General features: G+C 74.2%; 23 protein-coding genes, 1 pseudogene and 2 riboswitches. Of the genes and pseudogenes, 5 read left to right on the top strand and 19 right to left on the bottom strand.

Features of this window, described 5'->3' with window-relative positions:
• Positions 1 to 59: 59 nt before the first annotated feature.
• Positions 60 to 1,400 (top strand): DUF2252 domain-containing protein, encoded by a 1,341-nt coding sequence (locus IE219_RS16455; protein WP_189977930.1) that lies wholly within the window; start codon positions 60 to 62, stop codon positions 1,398 to 1,400.
• A 26-nt stretch (positions 1,401 to 1,426) separates the two neighbouring features.
• Here IE219_RS16455 and IE219_RS16460 read toward each other — a convergent pair whose 3' ends face one another.
• The 13 genes from IE219_RS16460 to IE219_RS32555 form a co-directional block, all read right to left on the bottom strand.
• On the bottom strand, positions 1,427 to 2,815 hold the full coding sequence (locus IE219_RS16460) for an FAD-dependent oxidoreductase (protein ID WP_189977932.1): 1,389 nt from the start codon (positions 2,813 to 2,815) through the stop codon (positions 1,427 to 1,429).
• A 113-nt stretch (positions 2,816 to 2,928) separates the two neighbouring features.
• Positions 2,929 to 3,468 (bottom strand): PadR family transcriptional regulator, encoded by a 540-nt coding sequence (locus IE219_RS16465; RefSeq protein ID WP_189977934.1) that lies wholly within the window; start codon positions 3,466 to 3,468, stop codon positions 2,929 to 2,931.
• A gap of 68 nt (positions 3,469 to 3,536) precedes the next feature.
• Entirely contained in the window at positions 3,537 to 5,561 is a 2,025-nt protein-coding gene (locus IE219_RS16470; protein WP_189977936.1) for an NADPH-dependent 2,4-dienoyl-CoA reductase, read from the bottom strand.
• Positions 5,562 to 5,689: 128 nt separating this feature from the next.
• Positions 5,690 to 6,535 carry an energy-coupling factor ABC transporter ATP-binding protein gene (locus IE219_RS16475; protein WP_229849792.1) on the bottom strand — a complete coding sequence of 282 codons (846 nt, stop codon included), beginning with the start codon at positions 6,533 to 6,535 and terminating at the stop codon, positions 5,690 to 5,692.
• The gene (gene cbiQ / locus IE219_RS16480; RefSeq protein ID WP_189977938.1) at positions 6,532 to 7,281 is read right to left on the bottom strand and encodes a cobalt ECF transporter T component CbiQ; all 750 of its coding nucleotides are present in this window, start codon (positions 7,279 to 7,281) and stop codon (positions 6,532 to 6,534) included. Before cbiQ ends, IE219_RS16475 begins: the two co-directional genes overlap by 4 nt.
• Before the next feature lie 6 nt (positions 7,282 to 7,287).
• Positions 7,288 to 7,734: an energy-coupling factor ABC transporter substrate-binding protein gene (locus IE219_RS16485; protein WP_189977940.1), complete on the bottom strand. Its 447-nt coding sequence runs from the start codon at positions 7,732 to 7,734 to the stop codon at positions 7,288 to 7,290.
• The gene (locus IE219_RS16490) at positions 7,734 to 8,435 is read right to left on the bottom strand and encodes an energy-coupling factor ABC transporter permease (RefSeq protein WP_189977942.1); all 702 of its coding nucleotides are present in this window, start codon (positions 8,433 to 8,435) and stop codon (positions 7,734 to 7,736) included. Before IE219_RS16490 ends, IE219_RS16485 begins: the two co-directional genes overlap by 1 nt.
• Positions 8,436 to 8,465: 30 nt before the next feature.
• Positions 8,466 to 8,668: riboswitch (cobalamin riboswitch) on the bottom strand.
• An 80-nt stretch (positions 8,669 to 8,748) separates the two neighbouring features.
• The gene (locus IE219_RS16495; RefSeq protein ID WP_189977944.1) at positions 8,749 to 9,168 is read right to left on the bottom strand and encodes a PTS-dependent dihydroxyacetone kinase phosphotransferase subunit DhaM; all 420 of its coding nucleotides are present in this window, start codon (positions 9,166 to 9,168) and stop codon (positions 8,749 to 8,751) included.
• On the bottom strand, positions 9,165 to 9,764 hold the full coding sequence (gene dhaL, locus IE219_RS16500; RefSeq protein WP_189977946.1) for a dihydroxyacetone kinase subunit DhaL: 600 nt from the start codon (positions 9,762 to 9,764) through the stop codon (positions 9,165 to 9,167). Before dhaL ends, IE219_RS16495 begins: the two co-directional genes overlap by 4 nt.
• A gap of 34 nt (positions 9,765 to 9,798) precedes the next feature.
• Positions 9,799 to 10,791, bottom strand: coding sequence for a dihydroxyacetone kinase subunit DhaK (gene dhaK, locus IE219_RS16505; protein ID WP_189977948.1), 993 nt, complete (start codon positions 10,789 to 10,791; stop codon positions 9,799 to 9,801).
• A 203-nt stretch (positions 10,792 to 10,994) separates the two neighbouring features.
• Positions 10,995 to 11,471: a hypothetical protein gene (locus tag IE219_RS16510; RefSeq protein ID WP_189977950.1), complete on the bottom strand. Its 477-nt coding sequence runs from the start codon at positions 11,469 to 11,471 to the stop codon at positions 10,995 to 10,997.
• A complete protein-coding gene (locus IE219_RS16515; RefSeq protein ID WP_189978048.1) occupies positions 11,468 to 12,016 on the bottom strand; it encodes a hypothetical protein in 549 nt (182 codons plus the stop codon). The genes IE219_RS16510 and IE219_RS16515 overlap by 4 nt, the downstream gene beginning before the upstream one ends.
• Before the next feature lie 253 nt (positions 12,017 to 12,269).
• Positions 12,270 to 12,455 (bottom strand): hypothetical protein, encoded by a 186-nt coding sequence (locus IE219_RS32555; RefSeq protein WP_373298843.1) that lies wholly within the window; start codon positions 12,453 to 12,455, stop codon positions 12,270 to 12,272.
• 514 nt (positions 12,456 to 12,969) lie between these two features.
• On the opposite strand from IE219_RS32555, the gene IE219_RS16525 reads away from it, so the two are divergent.
• Complete coding sequence (locus IE219_RS16525) at positions 12,970 to 13,635, top strand: HAD-IA family hydrolase (protein WP_189977952.1); 666 nt, start codon at positions 12,970 to 12,972, stop codon at positions 13,633 to 13,635.
• Between the two features lie 212 nt (positions 13,636 to 13,847).
• Here IE219_RS16525 and IE219_RS16530 read toward each other — a convergent pair whose 3' ends face one another.
• Positions 13,848 to 14,768: a serine/threonine-protein kinase gene (locus tag IE219_RS16530; RefSeq protein WP_189977954.1), complete on the bottom strand. Its 921-nt coding sequence runs from the start codon at positions 14,766 to 14,768 to the stop codon at positions 13,848 to 13,850.
• 86 nt (positions 14,769 to 14,854) lie between these two features.
• Between IE219_RS16530 and IE219_RS16535 the strand changes: the two genes are divergently transcribed.
• The 3 genes from IE219_RS16535 (at position 14,855) to IE219_RS16545 (ending at position 17,020) form a co-directional block, all read left to right on the top strand.
• On the top strand, positions 14,855 to 15,400 hold the full coding sequence (locus tag IE219_RS16535) for an RNA polymerase sigma factor (protein ID WP_229849793.1): 546 nt from the start codon (positions 14,855 to 14,857) through the stop codon (positions 15,398 to 15,400).
• On the top strand, positions 15,397 to 16,236 hold the full coding sequence (locus IE219_RS16540; RefSeq protein ID WP_189977956.1) for a hypothetical protein: 840 nt from the start codon (positions 15,397 to 15,399) through the stop codon (positions 16,234 to 16,236). Before IE219_RS16535 ends, IE219_RS16540 begins: the two co-directional genes overlap by 4 nt.
• A gap of 97 nt (positions 16,237 to 16,333) precedes the next feature.
• Positions 16,334 to 17,020: a hypothetical protein gene (locus IE219_RS16545; protein WP_189977958.1), complete on the top strand. Its 687-nt coding sequence runs from the start codon at positions 16,334 to 16,336 to the stop codon at positions 17,018 to 17,020.
• Positions 17,021 to 17,185: 165 nt separating this feature from the next.
• Here IE219_RS16545 and IE219_RS16550 read toward each other — a convergent pair.
• The 5 genes and pseudogenes from IE219_RS16550 to IE219_RS16570 all read right to left on the bottom strand — a co-directional run.
• A pseudogene (locus tag IE219_RS16550) lies at positions 17,186 to 17,518 on the bottom strand (acyl-CoA thioesterase); the annotation flags it as partial.
• A gap of 138 nt (positions 17,519 to 17,656) precedes the next feature.
• Positions 17,657 to 17,879, bottom strand: a riboswitch (cobalamin riboswitch).
• Positions 17,880 to 17,936: 57 nt separating this feature from the next.
• Positions 17,937 to 18,428, bottom strand: coding sequence for a DUF4430 domain-containing protein (locus tag IE219_RS16555; RefSeq protein WP_189977960.1), 492 nt, complete (start codon positions 18,426 to 18,428; stop codon positions 17,937 to 17,939).
• A 41-nt stretch (positions 18,429 to 18,469) separates the two neighbouring features.
• On the bottom strand, positions 18,470 to 19,294 hold the full coding sequence (locus IE219_RS16560; RefSeq protein WP_189977961.1) for an ECF transporter S component: 825 nt from the start codon (positions 19,292 to 19,294) through the stop codon (positions 18,470 to 18,472).
• On the bottom strand, positions 19,291 to 20,946 hold the full coding sequence (locus IE219_RS16565; RefSeq protein ID WP_189977963.1) for an ABC transporter ATP-binding protein: 1,656 nt from the start codon (positions 20,944 to 20,946) through the stop codon (positions 19,291 to 19,293). The genes IE219_RS16560 and IE219_RS16565 overlap by 4 nt, the downstream gene beginning before the upstream one ends.
• Positions 20,943 to 22,118, bottom strand: a complete 1,176-nt coding sequence (locus tag IE219_RS16570) for an energy-coupling factor transporter transmembrane component T (RefSeq protein ID WP_373298846.1) — start codon at positions 22,116 to 22,118, stop codon at positions 20,943 to 20,945. The genes IE219_RS16565 and IE219_RS16570 overlap by 4 nt, the downstream gene beginning before the upstream one ends.

The following is a 22,118-nucleotide window of genomic DNA, read 5'->3' on the forward strand; positions in this document are numbered from 1 at the left end:
AATGGGGACCAGGCGAGACCACCGGCCCCGGGCCGGCGGTGGAACAGGGGTGAAGCCGGATGACGAAGCCCTCGGAACGCGCCGGACGCGGCCGCGCGGCCCGCAAGCGGGCCCCGCGCTCCTCCCACGGACGCTGGATACCCAGCGCCCAGCGCCCCGACCCGCTGGCCGTCCTGGAGCGCCAGTCCGCCGACCGGCTCCCCGACCTCGTCCCCGTCCGGTACGGGCGGATGGCCGCTTCCCCCTTCGCGTTCCTGCGCGGCGCCGCCGCCGTCATGGCCGCCGACCTCGCCGCCGGCCCCGACACCGGACTCACCGTCCAGCTCTGCGGCGACGCCCACCTCCTCAACTTCGGCGTCTACGCCTCACCCGAACGGACGCTCCTCTTCGACGTCAACGACTTCGACGAGACCCTCCCCGGCCCCTTCGAGTGGGACGTCAAACGGCTCGCCGCCAGCGTCGCCGTCGCCGCCCTCCAGAACGGCGCCTCCCGCGCCAAGGCCCACCGCGCCGCCCGCGTCGCCACCGAGGCGTACCGCACCGCCATGCGCCGCCTCGCCGGCCTCGGCGAACTCGCCGTCTGGTACGAGCGCATCGAGGCCGACGACCTCACCGCCCTGGTCCGCCCCGCCGAACGCGCCCGCCTCGACCGCACCCTCGCCAAGGCCCGCCGCCGCACCAGCCTCCAGGCCCTCGACAAGCTCACCGCCCGGGGCGACGACGGCGTCCGCCGCATCGTGGAGGACCCGCCGCTCCTCGAACGGGTCGCCGACCTCGACCGGGTCACCCTCGGCAAGATCTTCAGCGACTACCGCAGCTCCCTCTCCGAGGAGCGCCGGCTCCTCCTCGACCGCTACCGCTTCCGCGACGCCGCCCGCAAGGCCGTCGGCGTCGGCAGCGTCGGCACCCGCTGCTTCGTCGTCCTCCTCGAAGGCCGCGACGACTCCGACCCCCTCGTCCTCCAGATCAAGGAGGCGGGCCGCTCCGTCCTGGAGGCGTACCTGCCGCCCACCGCCTACCCCCACCAGGGCCGCCGGGTGGTCTGCGGCCAGCGCCTCACCCAGGCCGCCAGCGACATCTTCCTCGGCTGGATGACCGGCCCCGAGCAGCGCCACTTCTACTGGCGCCAGCTGCGCGACATGAAGGGCTCCGCCGAGGTCGAGACGATGTCCTCCGCCACCCTGCGCGACTACGCGAGGCTCTGCGGGCGTGCCCTGGCCCGCGCCCACGCCCGCTCCGGCGACCGCGTAGCCATCGCCGCCTACCTCGGCTCCTCCGACGTCTTCGACCGGGCCGTCGCCGACTTCTCCCTCGCCTACGCGAGCCAGAACGACGACGACTACGCGGCCCTCGGCGCCGGGATCGCCGCCGGCACGGTGACGGCGGCCCCCGGCCTCTGAACCCGCCCGGGGCCCGCCGCCTCCGCTCAGTCCTCCCGGCGCATCTGCGGTTCCAGCGGGGCCCGTCCGGCCGGGGAGAAGAGGACGGCGCGGGCCACCGCCGGGGCGAAGAGCCGGGACAGCGGCGCCGTCAGGATCAGCGCCTCCCGGAAGGCGTCGCCCACCAGCGGGTCGCCCATGGACCGCTCCTGCACCCGGGCCAGGTACCAGCCCACCGCCCCGTCGAGCGGCTTCGGGCGGGCCGCGTCGCCGGTCGCGCCCGGCATCTTCTTGTCGGCGCCCGCCGAGATGTCCCACGCCTGCCGGGCCGCGGCGAGCAGCGCCCGCTGCACCCGCCGGGTGGTCGGCGTCCGGCGGGGGTCCGCCAGCGCCTCGCGCAGGGCGACCGCGCCGAGCGCCGCGACCGACATGCCCTGCCCGTAGATCGGGTTGAAGGCGCACAGCGCGTCGCCGGTGGCGAGGAAACCGGCCGGGCGGCGGCCCGGACGGTCGTACCGGCGGCGGATGTTCGCGGTGTTCCGGAAGGTGTGCACGCCGGAGACCGGCTCGGCGGCCGCCAGCCACTGGCTCACCACCGGGTGCGGCAGCAGCTTCGCGTACTCCTCGAACGCCTCCGGGTCGGTGGGCGGTTCCTGCCCGCGCAGCCCGGAGAGGGTGACCATGTGGTGCCCGTCGTGCCCGAGCGGCACCACCACGGCGCCGTACGTCTGGTCCGGGCCCGGCACGACGTAGTAGCCGAGGCCGTCGGTGGCGGGCACCGCGTCCGTCGCCCGGTAGATCCGCGAGCCGTAGGCGAGGCCGGTGTCGAGGGTCTCCTCGTGCGGGGCCTCCGCGCCGATGCCGGCCAGCCACTCCGCCGCCTTGGTGGACCGCCCGGAGGCGTCCACCACCAGGTCGGCGGCGAGGACCCGGGACTCCCGGCCCGCGCCGCGCCCGCGCAGCCGCACCCCGGTGACCCGGGCGGCGGTACCGGTCAGGCCGACCGTCTCGGTGCCCTCGACCAGCTCGATGCGGGGGTCGGCGAGCACCCGCCGCCGCACCAGCCACTCCAGCTGGGCGCGCGGGCCGCTGTAGAAGTGCGCGGAGGCGGCGGTGCGCCGCAGCCACCGGCCGTTCTGCCACTGGACCATGTCGGTCGGCATGGCGATCTTCGGCGCGCCGAGCTTGCGCAGCTCGTCCATGAAGCCGGGCAGCAGCTCGTCGAGCGCCCGCTGCCCGCCCTCGACCAGGACGTGCAGGTGCCGGCCCTGCGGCACGCCGGGACGGGTGTCCGGCTCCTCGGGCAGCCGGTCGCGCTCGACGACCGTCACCCGCTCGGCGTGGTCCGCCAGGACCCGCGCGGTCAGCAGCCCGGAGAGGCTCCCCCCGACGACCACCGCGTGCCGTGCCGTACCGCGGCCCCACTCGTCAGCCATGAACGTCCTTTCGCGTGACGCACCGTCAACCGTCAAACGTCCAGTATCGCGAGGCGGGAGGCGCGGGCGGCGGGGCGCGCAGGGGGCGGAAAGGAGCGGGACGGGGGCGCGGATCAGTCCTCGGGCCCCAGGTCGGCCAGGGCGGCGGTCAGCCACTCCACCCAGAAGCGCTCCAGGTCGATGCCGCCGCGCAGCACGAGGTGGCGCAGCCGGTCGGGCTCGGTGCCGCGCCGCTCGGCGGGGAAGTCGCGCTCCTCGATGCGGAGGTACTCGTCGAGCTGGGCCCGGTGCAGGGCGAGGTGGCGGGCCAGTTCGGCGCGGAGCCCGGCCGCGCCGACCACCGCCGCGGCCCGCATCCGCAGCAGCAGCGCCGACCGGAGCGGCTTGGGGTCCTCGGGGGTGCCGACCCACTCCCGCAGCGCCTCCCGCCCCCCGGGCAGCACCTCGTACTCCTTGCGCTGCCCCCGGACCGGCCCGGCGGAGGGCAGGGCGCGGATGTGCCCCGCCTCCTCCAGGCGCCCCAGCTCGCGGTAGATCTGCTGGTGCGTGGCGGACCAGAAGTAGCCGATCGACCGGTCGAAGCGCCGCGTCAGTTCGAGGCCGGAGGACGGCTTCTCCAACAGCGCGGTGAGGATCGCGTACGGGAGGGACATGCCCGCATCCTAGGTCCGGCCCGGGCGGGGCCCGCCGGGCCGGATCCGGGAGCGGCGGGCCGGGCCGGTCACAGGGCGGCGGCGAGCCGGGTGCCCTGGTCGATCGCCCGCTTGGCGTCGAGTTCGGCGGCGACGTCGGCTCCGCCGACGAGGTGCGCGGTGCGGCCGGCGGCGACCAGCTCCTCGTACAGGCCGCGGCGGGGCTCCTGGCCGGAGCAGAGGACGACCGTGTCCACCGGCAGCACCTGCGGCTCGCCGTCGACGGTGAGGTGCAGGCCCTCGTCGTCGATCCGCTCGTAGGTGACGCCCGCGACCATGGTGACGCCCCGGTGCTTGAGCTCGGTGCGGTGGATCCAGCCGGTGGTCTTGCCCAGTCCGGCGCCGACCTTGCCGGTCTTGCGCTGGAGCAGGTGCACCCGGCGCGGCGGCGCGGGCCGCTCGGGGGCGCGCAGTCCGCCCCGGTTCTCGTACGAGGTGTCCACGCCCCACTGCCGGAAGTACGTCTCGGGGTCGCGGCTCGCGCCCTCCCCGCCGTCGGTGAGGAACTCGGCGACGTCGAAGCCGATGCCGCCCGCGCCGATGATCGCGACCCGCTCGCCGACGGGCGCGCCGCCGCGCAGCACGTCCAGGTAGCCGACGACGCTGGGGTGGTCGACGCCCTCGATGTCGGGGACGCGGGGGGTGACGCCGGTGGCGACGACGACCTCGTCGTAGCCGTCGAGGTCGGCGGCGGTGACGGCGGTGTTCAGACGGACCTCGACGCCGTGCTCGGCGAGCTGGACGCGGTAGTAGCGCAGCGTCTCGTCGAACTCCTCCTTGCCGGGTACCCGCCGGGCGACGTTCAGCTGGCCGCCGATCTCGGCGGCGGCGTCGAAGAGGGTGACGGCGTGGCCGCGTTCGGCGGCGGACACGGCGCAGGAGAGCCCGGCGGGGCCGGCGCCGACGACGGCGATCCGCTTGGCGAGCCGGGTGGGGGAGAGCACGAGCTCGGTCTCGTGGCAGGCGCGCGGGTTGACCAGACAGGAGGTGATCTTGAGGCTGAAGGTGTGGTCGAGGCACGCCTGGTTGCAGCCGATGCAGGTGTTGATGGTCTCGGCGCGGCCGGCGGCGGCCTTGTTCACGAAGGCGGCGTCGGCGAGGAAGGGGCGGGCGAGCGAGACCAGGTCGGCGCGGCCGTCGGCGAGGATCTCCTCGGCGACCTCGGGGGTGTTGATCCGGTTGGAGGTGACGAGGGGCACCGAGACCTCGCCCATCAGCCGCTTGGTGACCCAGGTGTAGGCGCCGCGCGGGACGGAGGTGGCGATGGTGGGGATGCGGGCCTCGTGCCAGCCGATGCCGGTGTTGATGAGGGTGGCGCCGGCCGCCTCGATCTCCTTGGCGAGCCGCACCACCTCCTCCAGGGTGGAGCCGCCGGGGACGAGGTCCAGCATGGAGAGCCGGTAGACGAGGATGAAGTCCTCGCCGACCCGCTCGCGGACGCGGCGGACGATCTCCAGCGGGAAGCGGACCCGGTTCTCGTAGGAGCCGCCCCAGCGGTCGGTGCGGTGGTTGGTGGCGGCGGCGGTGAACTCGTTGATGAGGTAGCCCTCGGAGCCCATCACCTCGACGCCGTCGTAGCCGGCCTCCCGGGCCAGCGCGGCGCAGCGCGCGTAGTCCTCGACGGTCTGCTCGACCTCGGCGTCGGTCAGCTCGTTCGGCGCGAAGGGGCTGATGGGGGCCTTGAGGGGGCTGGGGGCGACGAGGCCGGGGTGGTACGCGTACCGGCCGAAGTGCAGGATCTGCATCGCGATCCGGCCGCCCTCGGCGTGCACGGCGTCGGTGATCAGCCGGTGCTCGGCGACCTCCTCGGCGGTGGTGAGCTTGGCGCCGCCGTCCCAGGGCCGGCCGGCCTCGTTGGGGGCGATGCCGCCGGTGACGATGAGGCCGGCGCCGCCCCGGGCGCGCTCCGCGTAGAAGGCGGCCATCCGCTCGAAGCCGTGCTCGGCCTCCTCCAGGCCGACGTGCATCGAGCCCATCACCACCCGGTTGGGCAGGGTGGTGAAGCCGAGGTCGAGCGGGCTGAGCAGGTGCGGGTACGGGGTCGTCGCGGTCACGGGGCGCCTCCTCGCGCAGGGATCGTCGCACCCTGTTGTAAGCGACCCGCCCACCCTTATGCAACTAGTTGCAGAAAGGTGGGGGTGTGATGGTTACTACTCGGTAGACCGTGGCGGTCCTCTCCGGATCAGCCCGTACGGGCCAGCAGCGCGTCCAGCTCCTCCGCCGTCCGGGGCCCCCGCGCGCCCTCCGGCAGCAGGCCCCGGGAGCGCAGCAGCCGGGCCACCGGGGTCGCCCAGGGCCGCCGCAGCCGGGCCGCGTCCAGCAGCGCCCCGTCCGCCAGCAGCTCCCCGACCGGGCCGGTGCGCAGCCCGGCGGGCGAGAGCACCGCCGCCTCGTCGGCCCAGCGCAGCGCCAGGTCCACGTCGTGGGTGGCCATCACCACCGCGGTTCCCGCCGCCCGCAGCCGCTCCAGGGTCTCCAGCAGCCGCTCCTGCCCGTCCGGGTCCAGACCGGCCGTCGGCTCGTCGAGGACCAGCACCCGGGGCCGCATCGCCACCGCGCCCGCGATGGCCGCCCGCTTCCGCTGCCCGTACGACAGCAGGTGCGTCGGCCGGTCCGCGAGCGGCGTGATGTCCAGCGCGGCCAGCGCCCCGTCCACCCGGAGCCGCACCTCCTCCTCCGGCAGCCCCAGGTTCATCGGCCCGAACGACACGTCCTGCGCCACCGACGCGGCGAACAGCTGGTCGTCCGGGTCCTGCACCACCAGCTGCACCGAGGTCCGCAGCCGGGTCAGCCCCTTGCGGTCGTACGCCACCTCCGCGCCGTCCAGGAGCAGTGCCCCCGCGCCGCACCGCAGCCCGCCGCTCAGCAGCCGCAGCAGCGTCGTCTTGCCGCCGCCGTTGCGCCCGAGGAGCGCGACCGCCCGCCCCCCGGCCACCGCGAAGCAGACGTCCGAGAGCACCTCGGGCCCGTCCTCGTACGCGAAGCCCGCGTGCGCCAATTCCACGACCGGGGTGGTCGGAGCCGTCACGGAAGGAACCTTTCCAGTACGAGGGTGAGGGCGACGAGCCCCGCGAGGAGCGCGCCCGTCGCCGCCAGGAAGGGCCGCGAGACCGGCGCCCCGGGCAGCAGGACCCGCAGGGTCCCGTCGTACCCGCGCCCGGCCAGCCCGGCCTGGAGCCGCTGCGCCCGGTCGAAGGCCCGGACGAACGAGGTCGCGCCGAGCCCGGCGAGCGACCGCCACACGGCCGCCCGGGTCGTCGCCCCGAGCCGCGCCGCCTGCGCCTGCCGCACCTTGGTCTGCGCGTCCAGCAGCAGGAACACGATCCGGTACATCACCAGGGCCACGTCCACCACCGGCGCCGGCACCCCGGCCCGCACCAGCCTCGGCAGCACGTCCGAGACCGGCGTCGTGAACGCGAACAGCAGCACCCCCAGCGAGGCCGCCGCCGTCCGCAGCAGCAGCGCCCCCGCGTGCCCCGGGCCGCCCGGCGCGAGCGCGACCGCCCCGCCGGGACCGCCCACCGAGAACAGCAGCGGCACCGCCCCCGTCACGCAGAAGCCCAGCGGGATCCGGAAGGCCCGCCACAGCCGCCGGCCCGGCACCCCGGCCGGACCGAGCAGCACCGCCAGCGCGGCGGCCGCGACCAGCACGGCCCCCGGCCACGGCGGCAGGCACACCGCGCACAGCGTCAGCCCGAGCCCGAGCACGGCCTTCTCCACGGGATGGCGGCGGCGCCAGCGACTGCTGTGCGCCGCCGCGTCGATCGGCAGCACCGGCGGCTACGCGCCCGCACCCGGGACCGGACCGGAGCCCGCGCCGGAGTCCGCGTCGGGAGCCGTGCCGGGGCCCGCCACAGGGGCCGCGTCGGGGCCCGCCGCAGGGTCCGGGCCGGGGTCCGTGCCGGTGGGGGCGGTGCGGGCCGCCGCCCGCTCCTCGCCCTGCCGGCGGCCGCGCCGCACCCCGAAGTAGTACGCCAGGACACCGGCGCCCAGCGCCGCCTGGAGCGCGAACAGCGCCGACTCGACCTCGCCGGACGGCGGCTCGTACAGCGGACTGAACCACGGCTCGTACTCCGGGCGGATCTCGGTGATCGCCGTCTCCGCCTCCGCGTCGGCGCCCGCGAACGGCTCCTCCTTGTGGTCGCCGAGCCCCAGCGCCAGCGGCAGCACGGCCAGCGCCGCCACCAGGAGCAGCAGCAGGCCGTTGATCCTCGCGTTCCGGCTCATCACGCCGCCGCCTCCTTCTTCCCGTGCCGCTCCCGCGCGGACGGGGCGAGCACGCCCAGCCGCAGCAGGTCCCCCTTGCTGGACTGCGTGAGCAGCCGCATCACCAGGACGGTCAGCAGGCCCTCGCTCACCGCGAGCGGGAGCTGCGTCACGGCGAAGATCCCGCCGAACTTGGCGAGCGACCCCGCCACCCCGCTCCCCGGATCGGGGAAGGCGAGGGCGAGCTGCACGCTCGTCACGCAGTACGTGGACAGGTCGGCGACGAACGCGCCGCAGAACACGCCCGCCATCAGCGGCGCCCCCGACCGCCTCAGCAGCAGGTACGTGCCGTACCCCGCCCACGGGCCGACGATGGCCATCGAGAAGACGTTCGCGCCGAGCGTGGTCAGCCCGCCGTGGGCGAGCAGCAGCGCCTGGAACAGCAGCGTGATCGTGCCGAGCACCGCCATGATCGGCGGCCGGAACAGGATCGCGCCCAGCCCCGTGCCCGTCGGATGGGAACAACTCCCGGTCACCGACGGCAGTTTGAGCGCGGACAGGACGAAGGTGAAGGCACCGGCGGCGCCCAGCAACAGGGTGGACTCGGGGTTGGCGCGCACCTCGCGGGTGAGCGCCCGGACACCGTGGACGACGAACGGGGCCGACGCGACGCCCCAGGCGGCCGCGTGGACGGGGGGCAGATACCCCTCGGCTATATGCATGATCGGGAGACCCTCTCCAGCACCTCGTGGAATGGACGACGCGCCCTGGCCGGTCTCCTGGCTGACGGTCTTGTCGCCCGGCTCCGCCTTCCCACACCCCCGAGGTCTCCCACGGCGGTCCAGTGGCTCCCCGCGATCTCCCGCGGGGGTGGAGCCGGACTTCCCGATCACAGTGGCGAGGGCCGCACCGGTACTGCACCGGTTTCCCGAACACCAAGGCGGTGCGACCTTAGTGCGTCGGACGGCCCCCTCACAATGCGGGGCCGCCCGGTCGCGTTCCGGAGCCCCGCCCGCGCACCCCGCTCCCGCCCCGCTACTCCTTGCGGTAGGCGTACGCCTCCGAGGCCGCCGAGGCCACCGCGTCGAGGTCGCCGCCGGCGCTCGCCGTCACCAGCGCCGCCACCGCCCCCTCCACGAACGGGGCGTCCACCAGCCGCGCCCCCTCCGGCAGTTCGTCGTCCTCGGCGAGCAGCGCCTTCACCGTGAGGACCGCGCTCCCGAGGTCCACCAGAAGCGCCACGCCCGCCCCCGTGTCGACGGCCCGCGCCGCCCCGGCGATCAGCTCCGCACTCGTGCCGAGCCCGCCGCCGGGCAGCCCGCCGGCCGCCGCGACCGGCGCCAGGTCCCCGCCCCCGGCCAGCCCCCGCGCCAGCTCCGCCACCGCAGAGGCGACGTCCGCGCTGTGCGAGACCAGGACGATCCCGACCCGCTTCCCGCCCGTGTCCCCGCTCACGCCTCCGCCACCTCCTCCAGGGCCGCGAAGAGCAGCGCCGACGACGTCGCCCCCGGGTCCTGGTGTCCGATCGAACGCTCGCCCAGATAGCTCGCACGGCCCTTGCGGGCCCGCAGCGGCACGGTCGCCCGCGCCCCCTCCTCGGCCGCGGAACGGGCCGCCGCGAAGGACTCGGACAGCGCGGCCACCGCCGGCGTCAGCGCGTCCAGCATCGTCTTGTCGCCCACCACGGCCCCGCCGAGCCGCCCGACCGCGGCGACCCCGGCGGCCAGCGCCCGCGCCAGCCCCTCCCGGTCCACCGCCGGCTCCTCGCCGAGCTCCTTCCCGGCGCGCCGCAGCAGCGTCCCGTACAGCGGCCCGGACGCGCCGCCCACCGTCGAGATCAGCCGCCGCCCGGCCGCCGCCAGCACCCCGCCCGGCGTCGCGGGCGGCTCCTTCGCCAGCGCCTCGGCGACGGCCGTGAAACCGCGCCGCAGATTGGCGCCGTGGTCGGCGTCCCCGATCGCCGAGTCCAGCTCGGTGAGCCGCCCCGCCTCCCGGTCCACCGCGACCGCGACCGCCGCCATCCAGCGCACCGCGAAATCCCCGTCGTACATCCCGGTCCTCCCGGCCCTCTCCGTCATCCCCGCCTCACCGGCCCCAGCGCAGCGCGGGCGTCCGCACCGGCGCGTCCCACAGCCGCAGCAGCTCCTCGTCCGCCGCGCAGAGCGTCACCGAGGCGCCCGCCATGTCGAGCGAGGTCACGTAGTTCCCGACCAGCGTCCGCGCCACCGGCACCCGGCGCTCCGCCAGGACCCGCCGCACCTCGGCGTTGAACCCGTACAGCTCCAGCAGCGGCGTGCCGCCCATCCCGTTCACCAGGAGCAGCACCGGATCGGCGGGCCGCAGGTCGTCCAGCACGGCGTCGACGGCGGCCTCCGCGATCTCCCCCGACGTCATCATGGCGCGCCGCTCCCGCCCCGGCTCGCCGTGGATCCCCACCCCGAACTCCAGCTCGCCCGGCGGGAGATCGAAGGTCGGCCCGCCCTTCGCGGGGGTGCTACAGGCGCTCAGCGCCACCCCGAACGACCGCGACCGCTCCACCACCCGCCGCGCCACGGCCTCCACCCGCTCCAGCGGCGCGCCCTCCTCGGCGGCGGCACCCGCCAGCTTCTCCACGAACAGCGTCGCCCCGGTCCCGCGCCGCCCCGCCGTGTACAGGCTGTCGGTCACCGCCACGTCGTCGTCGACGAGGACCTTCGCGACCCGGACGCCCTCGTCCTCGGCGAGTTCGGCCGCCATCTCGAAGTTGAGCACGTCACCGGTGTAGTTCTTCACGACGAACAGCACCCCCGCCCCGCTGTCCACCGCGGCCGCCGCCCGCACCATCTGGTCCGGAACGGGACTCGTGAAGACCTCCCCGGGACACGCCGCGTCCAGCATCCCCGGCCCCACGAACCCCGCGTGCAGCGGCTCGTGCCCCGACCCGCCCCCGGAGACCAGCGCCACCTTCCCCGCCACCGGCGCGTCCCGCCGCACCACGACCCGCCGCTCGACGTCCACGGTCAACTCGGGATGCGCGGCGGCAAGCCCCCGCAGGGCATCGGCGACGACGGTCTCGGGCACATTGATCAGCATCCTCACGGATACCTCCTGGTGAGACGGGCGGGCATGTGGCTGAGCGGGCTTTCAGCAGGTCGGGGCGGGTCGGGCCGGGTGCTCTTCGCACGTGTGCGTGATGGCGCGATTATCCGCCGGGGAGCGCGGTCGCGCACCGGTGCGTCGCGGCCGTCAGGGACCGAGCCGCGTCGACGACCGCTCGGAAACCTCCTGCCCTGGCGGCGGTCTCAGCAGTCGCCCGGTGAGACCCGCACGTTCAGACGGACGGTTTCACTGTTTCCCCAGGTGCGGGGCGGCTCGGGGGGAGAGAGCCGCATGCAGAAGGTCTCGGACATGTGGGCGGCGCCGATCTCGAAGCTGTCCTCCGCGGGAACGTCCGCCGCACCGCTCCCGGTGCCGTTGCCGGTGCGTGTGATGACGAGGTCGGCCACGGGGCCCTCGTCCGTCGCCTCGATGGCGTCCCTGATCATGCTGTCGTAGCCGAAGTGGACCCGCCGCGGCTGCGCCTCCAGGTCGCGCGCGGCTTCGTGGACGGCGTCGCGCAGCTCCGATTCGCTCCACTGGCCGGTGTCGGAGACGTAGAGGTAGAAGCCGGCCAGACCGACGACGGTCGCGAGCATCAGCATCCGGGCCACGGGGTTCCGCGTGTTGTAGACCCAGCGGCCCTTCCGCACGAACACGGGCTCGTGGTCGTCCCGCGTCATGAGGTACAACCAAGTGCCTTCTTCACCTTCGGCACCAGGTCCACGGCGAAGGCTTCGATGTTCTCGCGGCGTTCGGCGACATCGCCTTCGATCTTCGTACTGAGCCTGACCTCGGTGACGAGGTAGTTCGCCTCAGGACCGCCGCATTCCGTACTGATCATGGCGGTGCGGTCGCCCACCGCGCCCAGGCCGGGGAACGGCAGGTTCTCCGCCTTCGCCGGGTGGACGAAACGGAAGCTCTCCGATGCGTCCATGGGGTCGTAGAGCTTGTCGGCCTTGTCGACCTCGAAGCTGACCACCAGCCAGTCGTCGACCGAGAGGTCGCAGCGTCCCTGGGCCTTCTTCCCCATGTCGGTGAGGGAGTCACCGACGATCCTGAACGTCTTGCCGTCGACCAGGAACGGGTCGAGCTTCTTCTCGTCCAAGGGGACTCCGCAGGCTGCCTCGGGCACCGTGTACTCGCGTCCGTCGCCGCATCCCGTGAGGGAGGCCGCGAGGCCGCCGGCCAGATGCGCCGCAGCGAGGCGGCGGGTGTTCGTGCTCATCACTGATCTCCTGCGATGCCTTCGGCCTTCTTGTTTCCGTCGTTGGCGGAGGCGCCGATCTCGGAGTAGACGCCGTGGTCCTTGGAGTAGCCCTCGTGCGCCGGGTCCTCTCCGCGAAGCCCTCGTCCAGGGCCGAGATGCTGCTCACGACGCCGTAGATGCAGTGCTCGTCGCCGGCGTGCGCGTTCTGTGTGAAGTCCATGTGGTTCGAGATGTGCGCACAGACGTCGAGCAGCGCCTTCAACTGCTTCTCTCAGCGGTCCTGCACGTGATCGATCGCGTCGCCGACGGCGGCGAGATCCTGCTGACTGACCTTGAGGTCGCCGCCGGGAGGGCCACCACCCGGGTCCCGCTCGTCGGGCACCCGATTCAGCTGCATCGCGGTGGAGGACCGATCCGGGGTCTCCGCTTTGAGCTGTTCCCACTCTTCCCAGGCCATCAGACCCCTTCCCCGTGTGTGCTGCCGCTCCGACGTGCTCCAGGAGTTGAATCGATCTGCTGATCGAAGTCCCGACCTTAACAACCGGCTCCGACAAGGGAAGGCCCCCCACCAGGCGCTGCCGGTCAGAGGAGAGAACGGCCGTGGCGAACACAAGGGCCGCGCAGACGCTGGTGCTTCGGGCGGGACGCCCGCCCCGCCGCCGGTGCGGGGACAGGACCCCGTCAGGCCGCGGTCGCCCGGCGGTGCTTGAGAGCGGATACGAGGACGGCCATGCCGCCGCCCAGCCCCGCGCCCCCACCGTCAGAGCCATGACGAGCAGGTCCGTCACCCTTCCGGTCATCTCGCCAAGAATCTTGAGCGTCTGTCCCCCGGCTCGGTCACGGCGACGGCGGGCTCACCGACTCCGGCCATCCTCCGGACCCGGCCCATCGGGCGAAAACCGCTGGTGGAGAACCGGGCGTGAAACGATGCGATCATCCGGGGCCGGGCGGAACGAAGAGGGGGAGTTCGGGTGGCCGAGACGTGCGTCATTCTCGACATCGGCGGCGTGTTGGAGATCACGCCGGAAACCGGATGGGGGCAGCGCTGGGAAGAACGGCTGGGGTTGCCGAAGGGCACCCTGCACGAGCGGATGCGCGACGTGTGGCGTGCCGGAAGCGTGGGGCACATCAGCGAACACGACGTGCAGGGGGAAGCGGCATCACGCCTGGGCCTCGACGCTCACCAGGTCGAAGCCTTCATGGCCGACCTCTGGGCGGAGTATCTGGGCACGCCGAACGAGGAACTCATCGCCTACGTGCGGGGGCTACGGGGCCGATGCAGGCTGGGCATCCTGAGCAACAGCTTCGTCGGGGCCAGGGAGCGGGAGACGGCGCTGTACCGCTTCGACGAACTGGTCGAGCGGATCGTCTACTCGCACGAGATCGGGATCGAGAAGCCCGACCGGCGCGCCTTTGAAGCGATCTGCGCCGACTTGGAGGTGGAGCCGGAGAACTGCCTCTTCGTGGACGACGCCGCAGCCAACGTCGAGGCCGCCCGAGCGGCGGGCATGCAGGCGCATCTGTTCGAGGACAACACCGGGACGATCGCGCGCATCGCCGCTCACCTGGAGGCCGGACCCTTGACTCCGGCACGCGTCCCGCTCGGGCTGAACCCCGGTGGCGCGCAACCCCGATGACGCGCGACCGCGTGGGTGCTCGGGCCGAGCGGTCCGCGACGGCGCGCGCCTGCGTCGTCGACCTGTACGACGCGGAGGCCACACCTGTGGCCGACGAGACGGATGACCTGGAGCCGCCCTCGGAGCCCCGGTCATGGACCGCGCGGGTCCGTCTCGTCACCGGGGACGGGCCTCCTTTGCCGGTCGTCGGGGGCTGAGCGGCGGGGCCGGATTCAGCGGAGCAGCCAGCTCAGGAGGGTCGTCGTCGTGAAGACCGCGCCCGATGCCAGGCAGACCTCGCGCGGGGTGAGCCGTCCGGGGCGCCGTTCCCGGGGCCGGGGGCGGAGTTGCGGGGCCGGTGCCAGCAGGGCGTCCGCGAAGGCCTGTGCGGTGCTCGGCCGGTCCGCCGGTTCGACGGACATCGCCGTCCGCAGCAGCAGGGCCACCTCCGGAGGCAGTTCCCCGCCGGCCGGCAGCGCGGGCAGCGTCGGCGCCGCCGGGTGGTCGGTCATCAGGGCCGTGGCGCGTCCGCCCGGACCGAACGGCTTCTGCCCCGTGAGGAGTTCGTACGTCACGACGGCCAGCGCGTACACGTCGGCCCTCCCGTCGAACCCGCCGGTCTGGAAGGCCTGTTCCGGCGCCATGTACGCGGGCGTGCCCGTGGTCACCGTCAGCCCGGACGCGTCGGCCATCTGCTTCGCGCTGCCCAGGTCCGCCACCAGCACCGCGGCGGGCTCGGAGCCGGTGGCGAGCAGCAGGTTGGACGGCTTGACGTCCCGGTGCACCACGCCCGCCTCGTGCAGGACCTGGACCGCGTAGCCCGCCTCCGCGGCCAGCCGCAGCGCCTCCTGCGGAGTGCAGCGCCCGACCCGGTCGGCCAGGGTGCCGCCGCGCACGTAGTCCATGACGAAGTAGGGCCGGTCCTCCTGCACCCCGACGTCGTGCACCCGGACCACCCGCGGGCTGGCGATCCGGCGCAGGAGCCTCGCCTCGGCCAGGAACCGCTCGCGCACGTCCGCGTTGACGGCCCAGTTCTCGGCCAGCACTTTTACCGCGACCTCGGTGTCGAGCTCCGGGTCGTAGGCCTTCCAGACCGTCGCGAAGGAGCCCGCTCCGAGCCGGTCCAGGAGAAGGTAACGGCCGAGCCTGCGCATGTGGCAGCATTCTGCCGGAACCGACGGGGGACGGGAAACACCTGTTCGGCGCGGGGGACGTGACAAGGACGGGGCGGGGACTCCTGGTGTTCGAAGAAGACGAACTGGAACGGCTCGTGGCGGCCGCTCGGGCGGGCGACGCGGCGGCGGAGGAGTACCTGCTGGCCAAGCTCCGGCCGGTGGTGCTGCGCCGCTGCTCCCGCTTCCTGCCGCACCACGCCGACGCCGAGGAGGCCGCGCAGGACGCGCTGCTCTCCATCAGCACGAACCTGGGCGCGTACGGCGGCCGGGGCTCCTTCCTGGGCTGGGTGACGGTGATCGCGTCCAACGCCGCCCGGTCCACGTACCGTTCGATGCGCCGGCGCGCCGAGGACAGCCACGCCGAACTGCCCGAGCACCTGGACCCCCGGAGCACCAGCGTCATCGCCGGGACCCGGCTCGACCTGATGGAGGCGCTCGGCGCGATGGAGCGGCAGCACCCCACCCTGGTGGAGTCCTTCGTGCTGCGCGACCTGGGCGACCTGACCTACGCGCAGGTGGCCGACGAGCTGGACGCCCCGCTGGGCACCGTGAAGGACCGCATCCACCAGGCGCGGCGCTTCATGCGCGAACGCATGGCCGGCGGTCGGTGAACAGCGAGCCCCCGGCGGGGCGCGGCCGTGCGACCGTACGGCCCCGGTCCGCCGTCGCCGCCCTGGTGGGGGCCGCCGCGTGCGGCCTGGTGGTCGGCCGTCTCGTCCTGCCGCCGCCGCACGGCACCGCACCCCCGGCGGCACGGGAGGCCCCCGCGTCCGCGACGGCCGGCGCTCCCGCCCCCACGACGGCCGGCGCCCCCGCCTCGTCCTCCGCGCCCCCGGTCTTCGGTTCCGCCCCGCCGAAGGGCGCCACCGGACCGGTGACGGCCGCCGATCTGCTCGGCCCCGCCGCGTTCGGCGCGGTCGGCGTCACCGGGAAGATCCACACCAGGGACCGCTACGGCGACGGCGCGTACGCCAACGCCGCCTGTACCGGGGAGAAGACGCTCACCGAGACGCTGGGCGGGCCCGGCGCCCACTTCCGCGGGCTGATGACCGGGACCCGTACCAGCCCGTCCGACCCCACCGTGGCACTGGACCCCGCCGACCAGATCGCCCGCGAGGTCGTCGCCGAGGCCCAGAGCCCCGCCCTGGCGCAGAACTACGCCCAGCGCCTGCTGCTCGAAGAGGTGCCCTGCCAGGAGGAGACCGCCGGCCACTGGGTCTACGGCAGGATCACGACCATGGACCTCGCCCCCGACGTCAGCGCGAGCTGGATGGGCATGTACGGAGGCGCGCTCAACACCAGCGGCAGGGCGCCCGAGGGCGAGGAGCCCTGCGGCGGCATCGCCGTCCTCCGCAGCGGCAGTCACTACGGGGTGCTGGAGGTCGACGCCTGCCTGGGCACGGACGCGATGTCCCGCGTCGTCAGGACCGCTCTGTCACAGCTGTGAAACAGCGGCCGACGGCTCCAACATTCCGTCCCCCGGCGGCATCTCCCCGGTTGTACGAGGACGCAGCAGGCGTCCCGACCAGCAGGGGGAGACCCAGATGACCGAGAACCGGACCGCCCGCCGCCAGCCCGCCCGCCGCGACCGCGCCGCCGCCGCGGCCTGCCTCATCGCCGCGCTGGCCGCGGTCGGCGTCGTGGGCGTCCCGTCGGCCGACGCCCACGGGGGCGCGCCGGGCACCGCGCACCGTACCGCCGCCGCGGCCACCGCGCCCGCACTCGGCTCCGCCGCGCTCCTCCAGAGCGGGGACCTCGTCCGGCAGGGCCTCGTCCCGGTCGGCGCGACCGTGGAACTGGCCGGGCGCCAGGGGCTCTCGGCGTGTTCGGGAGAGGAGACGATGCGCGGTCTGACCGGGGGCGGGGCCACCGCGTACGCGTCGGTGACCTGGACCGCCGTCGCCGACGGCCTGCTGACCGAGTCGGCCGCGAGCGCGGCCACCGGCAGCACGGCGCGCGCCTACGAGAAGAAGCTCGACGCGCTGGTACGGGACTGCCAGGACGAGCCGGCCGGCCACTGGTACTATGGCGCGGCCCACACCCTCACCGTCAGCGGCGGCACCGGCCACTGGTACACGTCCTACTCCGGCGACGGCACCGTCTCCGGCGGCGTCGCGGTCCTCCGCAGCGGCACCAGGGTCGCCGTCGTCGAACTCACGGGCGGTCCCACGGCCTCCCCGTCCGCCGTCAAGGGCCTCGCCACCGCGGCCCTGACCCGCCTCTCCTCCTGACCGGGCCCCGCCCCACCGGCTCGTCGGCCCGGTGGAGCGGGGGCCCGGGATGCCCGAGCCGGGAGCGGACCGCGGGACGCGGCACTTCCTCGTCGACCGCGTCGTCCCGGTCGCTTCCCGGCCGGATCAGACGCGGGTCACGCCGGGCAGCGTCACGTGGAGCGCGGGCACGGGACGAGGAGCCCCGTCGGCGTCGACGGCGACGAAGGTGAGGAACGCGGTGGCGACCTCGGTCGCCGGGCCCGAGTGGTTCCACCGCTCGGCGGTCACCCGCACCCCGACCGTCATCGAGGTCCGGCCGGCCCGTTCGAGCCCGGCCTCGACGCTGAGCAGGTCCCCGGCCCGTACCGGGGAGAGGAAGGTCATCCGGTCGACCGAGACGGTGACGGCGGGCCCGTCGGCGTGCCGGCCGGCCGCGGCGGCGGCCGCGTCGTCGATGAGTTTCATCATCACGCCGCCGTGGATGGTGCCGTACAGATTGGTGTCGTGCTCGCTCATGATGTGGGCGAGCACCACCCGGGAGTCGTCCGGGGTCTTGGCGGGACGGGAAGCGGGGGCGGGGCTGGTGACGGTGGGATCGGCCACGTCAACTCTCCTTCGCGAGTCGCGGCAGGGCTGTTCCGTACGCCATGGGTGTCGGCGTGCGGGCAGCGGGCAGGTCTTCGGACTCGCGGGCGCGTCTCGTCGTACGAGACTCCTACTGGCCGTCGCTTCCCAGGCCCAGTGCGTCGGGCCCAGTGCTGTGTGACGGCGGTCGTTCCCGCTCACCGCTGCGGGGCAGTCCCGGATTCCCACCGGGTTCCCTCTTGCGACGCCTCCCGCCTGGCGGACGGGGCGAACCAGCTGCGTGCCGAGCCTACGCGGCTCCGGCCGGCGGGAGTACCGCCGGCCGGAGCCGCCCGCGCCGCGCCGTCGGTCAGAAGGACGTCCAGGTGAACGAGACCAGGTCGCCGTTCTCTATCTCGAACTGGCAGCCGCCGACCGGGGTCGGGACGCCGTTCACCTCGATGCTCCAGTAGGCGGAGCCGCCGCCGCTGACGCCCTTGACGGTGTCGACGGAGTAGTCGTCGAAGGAGCCGTACCAGGCACCGTCCCAGGTGAAGCCGTTCCGCTTGGCCGCGTGGTCGAGGGCGGCCGTCGGGGTGGGCACCTTCGTGGCGTGGGCGCCGCCGTTGGTGCCGTCGCAGGCGTGGGTGCCGCCGGTGGCGGTCGTGACGTCGTGGCCCCAGGTGAAGATCTTCTTCTGGAAGAGCAGACCGTCCGGGCCCTGGACGGTGACGGTGACTCTCACCGGCGCGTTCGTGAACGCCGCCGGGGCCTCGGCCTGGGCCACCGCGGGGGCGGTGGTCAGGGCGAGACCGAGGGCCGTGGTGGTGACGGCGGCGCGGCGGAGCAGGGGAGTACGCATGGGGTTCCTCTCGATGGGGGGATCGGTTCGTGGAGCGTGGATCAACCGGTCGCGCGGCCCCGGCCCGCGTCCCGGCCGGAGAACCGGACCGGGGCCTGGAAACGGGCTTTGCGGGCGGCGCGGCGGAAGACGGTGAGGACGGCGGGGCCGGCCAGGACGATGGCGACGAGATTGGTGACGGCGCGGCCGGTGTCCCAGCCGAGCGAGGTCGCCAGGTCGAAGGCGAGGTAGCGCTGGAACTGCTCGGTGAACGGCAGCCCGGGAAGATAGGCGATCGAACTGTTCGGATCGAGCGAGAAGGGCCAGAAGGAGAGGTTCAGGAGGAAGCCGAACAGATAGCCCGAGAGCGATCCGTACACCGCGAGCAGGGCGACCTCCCGGCGGCCCGTGGCCCTCGGCAGGAAGCCCGCGAGCATGCCGACGAAGGCGCAGCCGAACATCTGGTACGGCATCCAGGGCCCGACGCCGCCGGTGATGAGCGCGGACGCGAACAGGGAGGTGCAGCCCAGGGTGAATCCGAAGGCCGGACCGTACACGCGGCCCGCGAGCACGAGGATGAAGAACACGGTCTCGATGCCGGCGGTGCCCGCCCCGAGCGGACGGATCGCGGCGTTGACGGCGGAGAGGACGCCCAGCATCGCCAGGGCCTTCGAGTCGATGCCGCCTTCGGCGATCTCCGAGACCACCACGCAGAGCACGACGACGAGCAGGACGCCGAAGATCAGGGGCGGGGCGTAGTTCGAGCCGAACTTCCCGGGTGCGACGAGGAAGGGCCAGAAGAACGCGACGACGCCCAGGAAGGCCGCCATGGCGATGACGGCCACGGCCCGGGGGCGGAGCCGGATCGCGGCGGGCGAGGCGCTCACGCGTCGGGGGCCGTTTCGTGCGGGGCGGCGAGGACCGAGGCCACCTGGTCCACGGTGAGGAAGGGCAGCGGGGCGAGGATCTTCGCCGTCTGCGGCGCGAAGACGGGGGAGGCGACGATGACGTCGCCGGTGGCGCCGTCGGCGACGACGTCCCCCTCGGCCATGACGACCACGCGGTCGGCGGCCCGGGCGACGAACTCCACGTCATGGGTGGAGATGACGACCGCGCGCCCTTCGGACGCGAGACCGTCGACGATGTCGATCAGCGCGCCCTTGGCCCGGTAGTCGAGCCCGCGCGTGGGCTCGTCGAGGAGCACGACCCGAGGGGCGGCGGCGAGCTGGATCGCCAGGACGAGGGCGAGCTTCTGCCCCTCGGACAGGTCGCGGGGGTGGGTGCTGTCGGGGATGCCGGGAGCGAGCCGGTCCAGAACGGCGCGGGCCGGGACCCCGTCGGCCCCGACGGCGGACTCGGAGTCGGCCTGGGCGAGTTCCTGCCCGACGCTTTCCAGATAGAGGAGGTCGGTGGGGGTCTGCGGGACCAGGCCGACGAGACGGCGGGCCTCGGTGGCCGAGACCTTCCCGGGGTCCCGCGCGGAGGTCCCGGATTCTCCGACGGAGACCGAGCCCGCCTTGCGGGGGCCGGAGCCCTGGAGGGCCCACAGCAGGGAGGACTTGCCGGAGCCGTTGCGGCCCATCAGCGCGGTGACCTCCCCGCCGCGCAGGTCGATGCCGACCTCCCGGACGGCGGGGACGCCCCGGTGGGTCACGGTGACGCCGCGTGCCCTCAGCAGGTCCGGCGCGTCCGTGTCCGGGGCAGGCCGTACCGGCGGGGGAAGGGTCCCGCCCAGCCGGGCGCGGAGCGGAGCCGCGGCACGCCGGGCGTCGCGGACGGACAGGGGCAGCGGGGACCAGGCGGCGCTCCGGCCGAGTTCGACGATGGGCGGAGCGATCGAGGAGGTGCGGAAGATCTCGGCGGGAGGGCCCGACACGACGCGGCCGTCGCCGGGGAGGTGGAGGACGCGGTCGGCGTACTGGACGACCCGCTCCAGGCGGTGTTCGGCGAGCAGCACGGTGACGCCGAGGTCGTGGACGAGCCGGGTGACGGCGGCCAGGACCTCCTCGGCGGCCGTCGGGTCCAGTGCGGAGGTCGGCTCGTCGAGGACCAGGACGCGGGGGTGTGCGGTGAGGACGGAGCCGATGGCGACCCGCTGCTGCTGGCCGCCGGAGAGTTCGTGGAGGGCCCGGTGGCGCAGGTCGGCGAGACCCAGCAGGTCGAGGGTCTCCTCCACGCGCTTGCGCATGGTGGCCGGAGGAACCGCCAACTGCTCCATCGCGTAGGCGAGTTCCTCCTCGACGGTGTCGGTGACGAAGCCGTCCAGCGGATCCTGGCCCACGACGCCCACGACATCGGCGAGTTCGCGCGGCGGATGGTCGGCGGTGTCCCGGCCGTCGACGGTGACCCGGCCGTGGAGGGTGCCGCCGGTGAAGTGCGGCACGAGGCCGTTGACGGCGCCGAGGAGGGTCGACTTGCCGACGCCGGTGTGGCCGACGACCAGGCAGAGCTCGCCCTCCTCCACCGTCAGGTTCACATCGCGGAGCACGGGCTCGGCCGTGTCCTCGTAGTGGACGGTGACCTGGTCGAAGGTGATCACGTGAGTTCCTCGGCGCGCTGCGCGGGGACGGCCGGACGGGCCGGCGGGCTGGGAGGCGGGGCCAGGAATCCGGCGGCCCCGGCGAGGAGGATCGCGGCGGCCGGGACCAGCGGGAGCGTGGGCCAGCCGAGCGGGTAGACGGACGGGTTCAGTTCAGCGGCGTTGAAGCCCGCGTTGCTGAAGAGGAGCACCGCGGACAGGACGCCGCAGCCGGCCACGGCCCACTCGGCGGCCCGCCACGGGTCGGGGCGGTAGGCGGTCCGGGTGACCCGGCGCCCGCCCAGGCGGAGCCCCGCCACGCACAGGACCCCGCCGGCCCCGAGTGCCGGGAAGCCGAGGAGCACGGGCGCGGTGGCGTCGAGGAGTCCGTACGCCCCCGCGCACAGGCCGCACATGCCGAGCAGCATCAGGGCACCGGTGGCCCGGCGCGAGCGGCGGGTGGCCGTTCCGGCCCGCCCGTAGCCGCGGGAGTCCATCGCCGCGGCGAGGCGCAGGGAGCGTTCCAGGGCGTCTTCGAGGACGGGGACGATGATGCCGCGCAGAGCGCGCAGGCCCTTGGACCGTCCGGCGCGCAGACGTCGTGCCCGGTGAACCCGCTGGACACTCTGGACCAGTTGGGGCGCCACGCTGAGGGAGACGGTGACGGCCACGCCGAGTTCGTACAGCGCGCCGGGCAGGACGCGCAGCGCCCGCTTGGGGTTGGCGAGGGTGTTGGCGGCGCCGATGCAGCAGAGCATGCACGCCAGCCGGAGCCCGTCGGTCGCGGCGGACAGCAGCGCCTCCAGCGAGACGGGTCCGCCGAGTTGGATGCCCGCGTACCAGTCCGGGGTGGGGAGGTGAGGGAGGGAGAAGAGGAAGTGGTCGTGGGGGGTGATCCCGGTGGCGAAGACCGCGCGGAACACCACCCGGATCGCGACGACGGTGAGCGCCAGGTAGAGGTAGTACTTGAAGCCGCGTGCCCAGGGGGCCTCGGTGCGGCGCATGGTGATGACGTGGCCGAGGACCGCGAGCACGAGGAACAGCAGCAGCGGGTTGTTGGTGCGGCTCACGGCGGTGGCGAGGGCCAGCGCCCAGATCCACCAGGCGACCGGGTGCAGGGTGCGGGGCAGCCGGCGGCCGCCCGCGTCCGGCGCGGGGCCGGGCGCGGACGGCCGGGCGGCCGTCTCGGGGAT

The organism is Streptomyces termitum (assembly GCF_014650175.1).
Taxonomy (GTDB): Bacteria; Actinomycetota; Actinomycetes; order Streptomycetales; family Streptomycetaceae; genus Streptomyces; species Streptomyces termitum.

Coding starts and splice junctions, on each gene's coding strand:
- IE219_RS16455 (WP_189977930.1), top strand. CDS start 60: ATGACGAAGCCCTCGGAACGCGCCGGACGCGGCCGCGCGGCCCGCAAG.
- IE219_RS16460 (WP_189977932.1), bottom strand. CDS start 2,815: ATGGCTGACGAGTGGGGCCGCGGTACGGCACGGCACGCGGTGGTCGTC.
- IE219_RS16465 (WP_189977934.1), bottom strand. CDS start 3,468: ATGTCCCTCCCGTACGCGATCCTCACCGCGCTGTTGGAGAAGCCGTCC.
- IE219_RS16485 (WP_189977940.1), bottom strand. CDS start 7,734: ATGAGCCGGAACGCGAGGATCAACGGCCTGCTGCTGCTCCTGGTGGCG.
- IE219_RS16490 (WP_189977942.1), bottom strand. CDS start 8,435: ATGCATATAGCCGAGGGGTATCTGCCCCCCGTCCACGCGGCCGCCTGG.
- dhaL (WP_189977946.1), bottom strand. CDS start 9,764: ATGTACGACGGGGATTTCGCGGTGCGCTGGATGGCGGCGGTCGCGGTC.
- IE219_RS16510 (WP_189977950.1), bottom strand. CDS start 11,471: ATGACGCGGGACGACCACGAGCCCGTGTTCGTGCGGAAGGGCCGCTGG.
- IE219_RS16515 (WP_189978048.1), bottom strand. CDS start 12,016: ATGAGCACGAACACCCGCCGCCTCGCTGCGGCGCATCTGGCCGGCGGC.
- IE219_RS32555 (WP_373298843.1), bottom strand. CDS start 12,455: ATGGCCTGGGAAGAGTGGGAACAGCTCAAAGCGGAGACCCCGGATCGG.
- IE219_RS16530 (WP_189977954.1), bottom strand. CDS start 14,768: ATGCGCAGGCTCGGCCGTTACCTTCTCCTGGACCGGCTCGGAGCGGGC.
- IE219_RS16545 (WP_189977958.1), top strand. CDS start 16,334: ATGACCGAGAACCGGACCGCCCGCCGCCAGCCCGCCCGCCGCGACCGC.
- IE219_RS16555 (WP_189977960.1), bottom strand. CDS start 18,428: ATGCGTACTCCCCTGCTCCGCCGCGCCGCCGTCACCACCACGGCCCTC.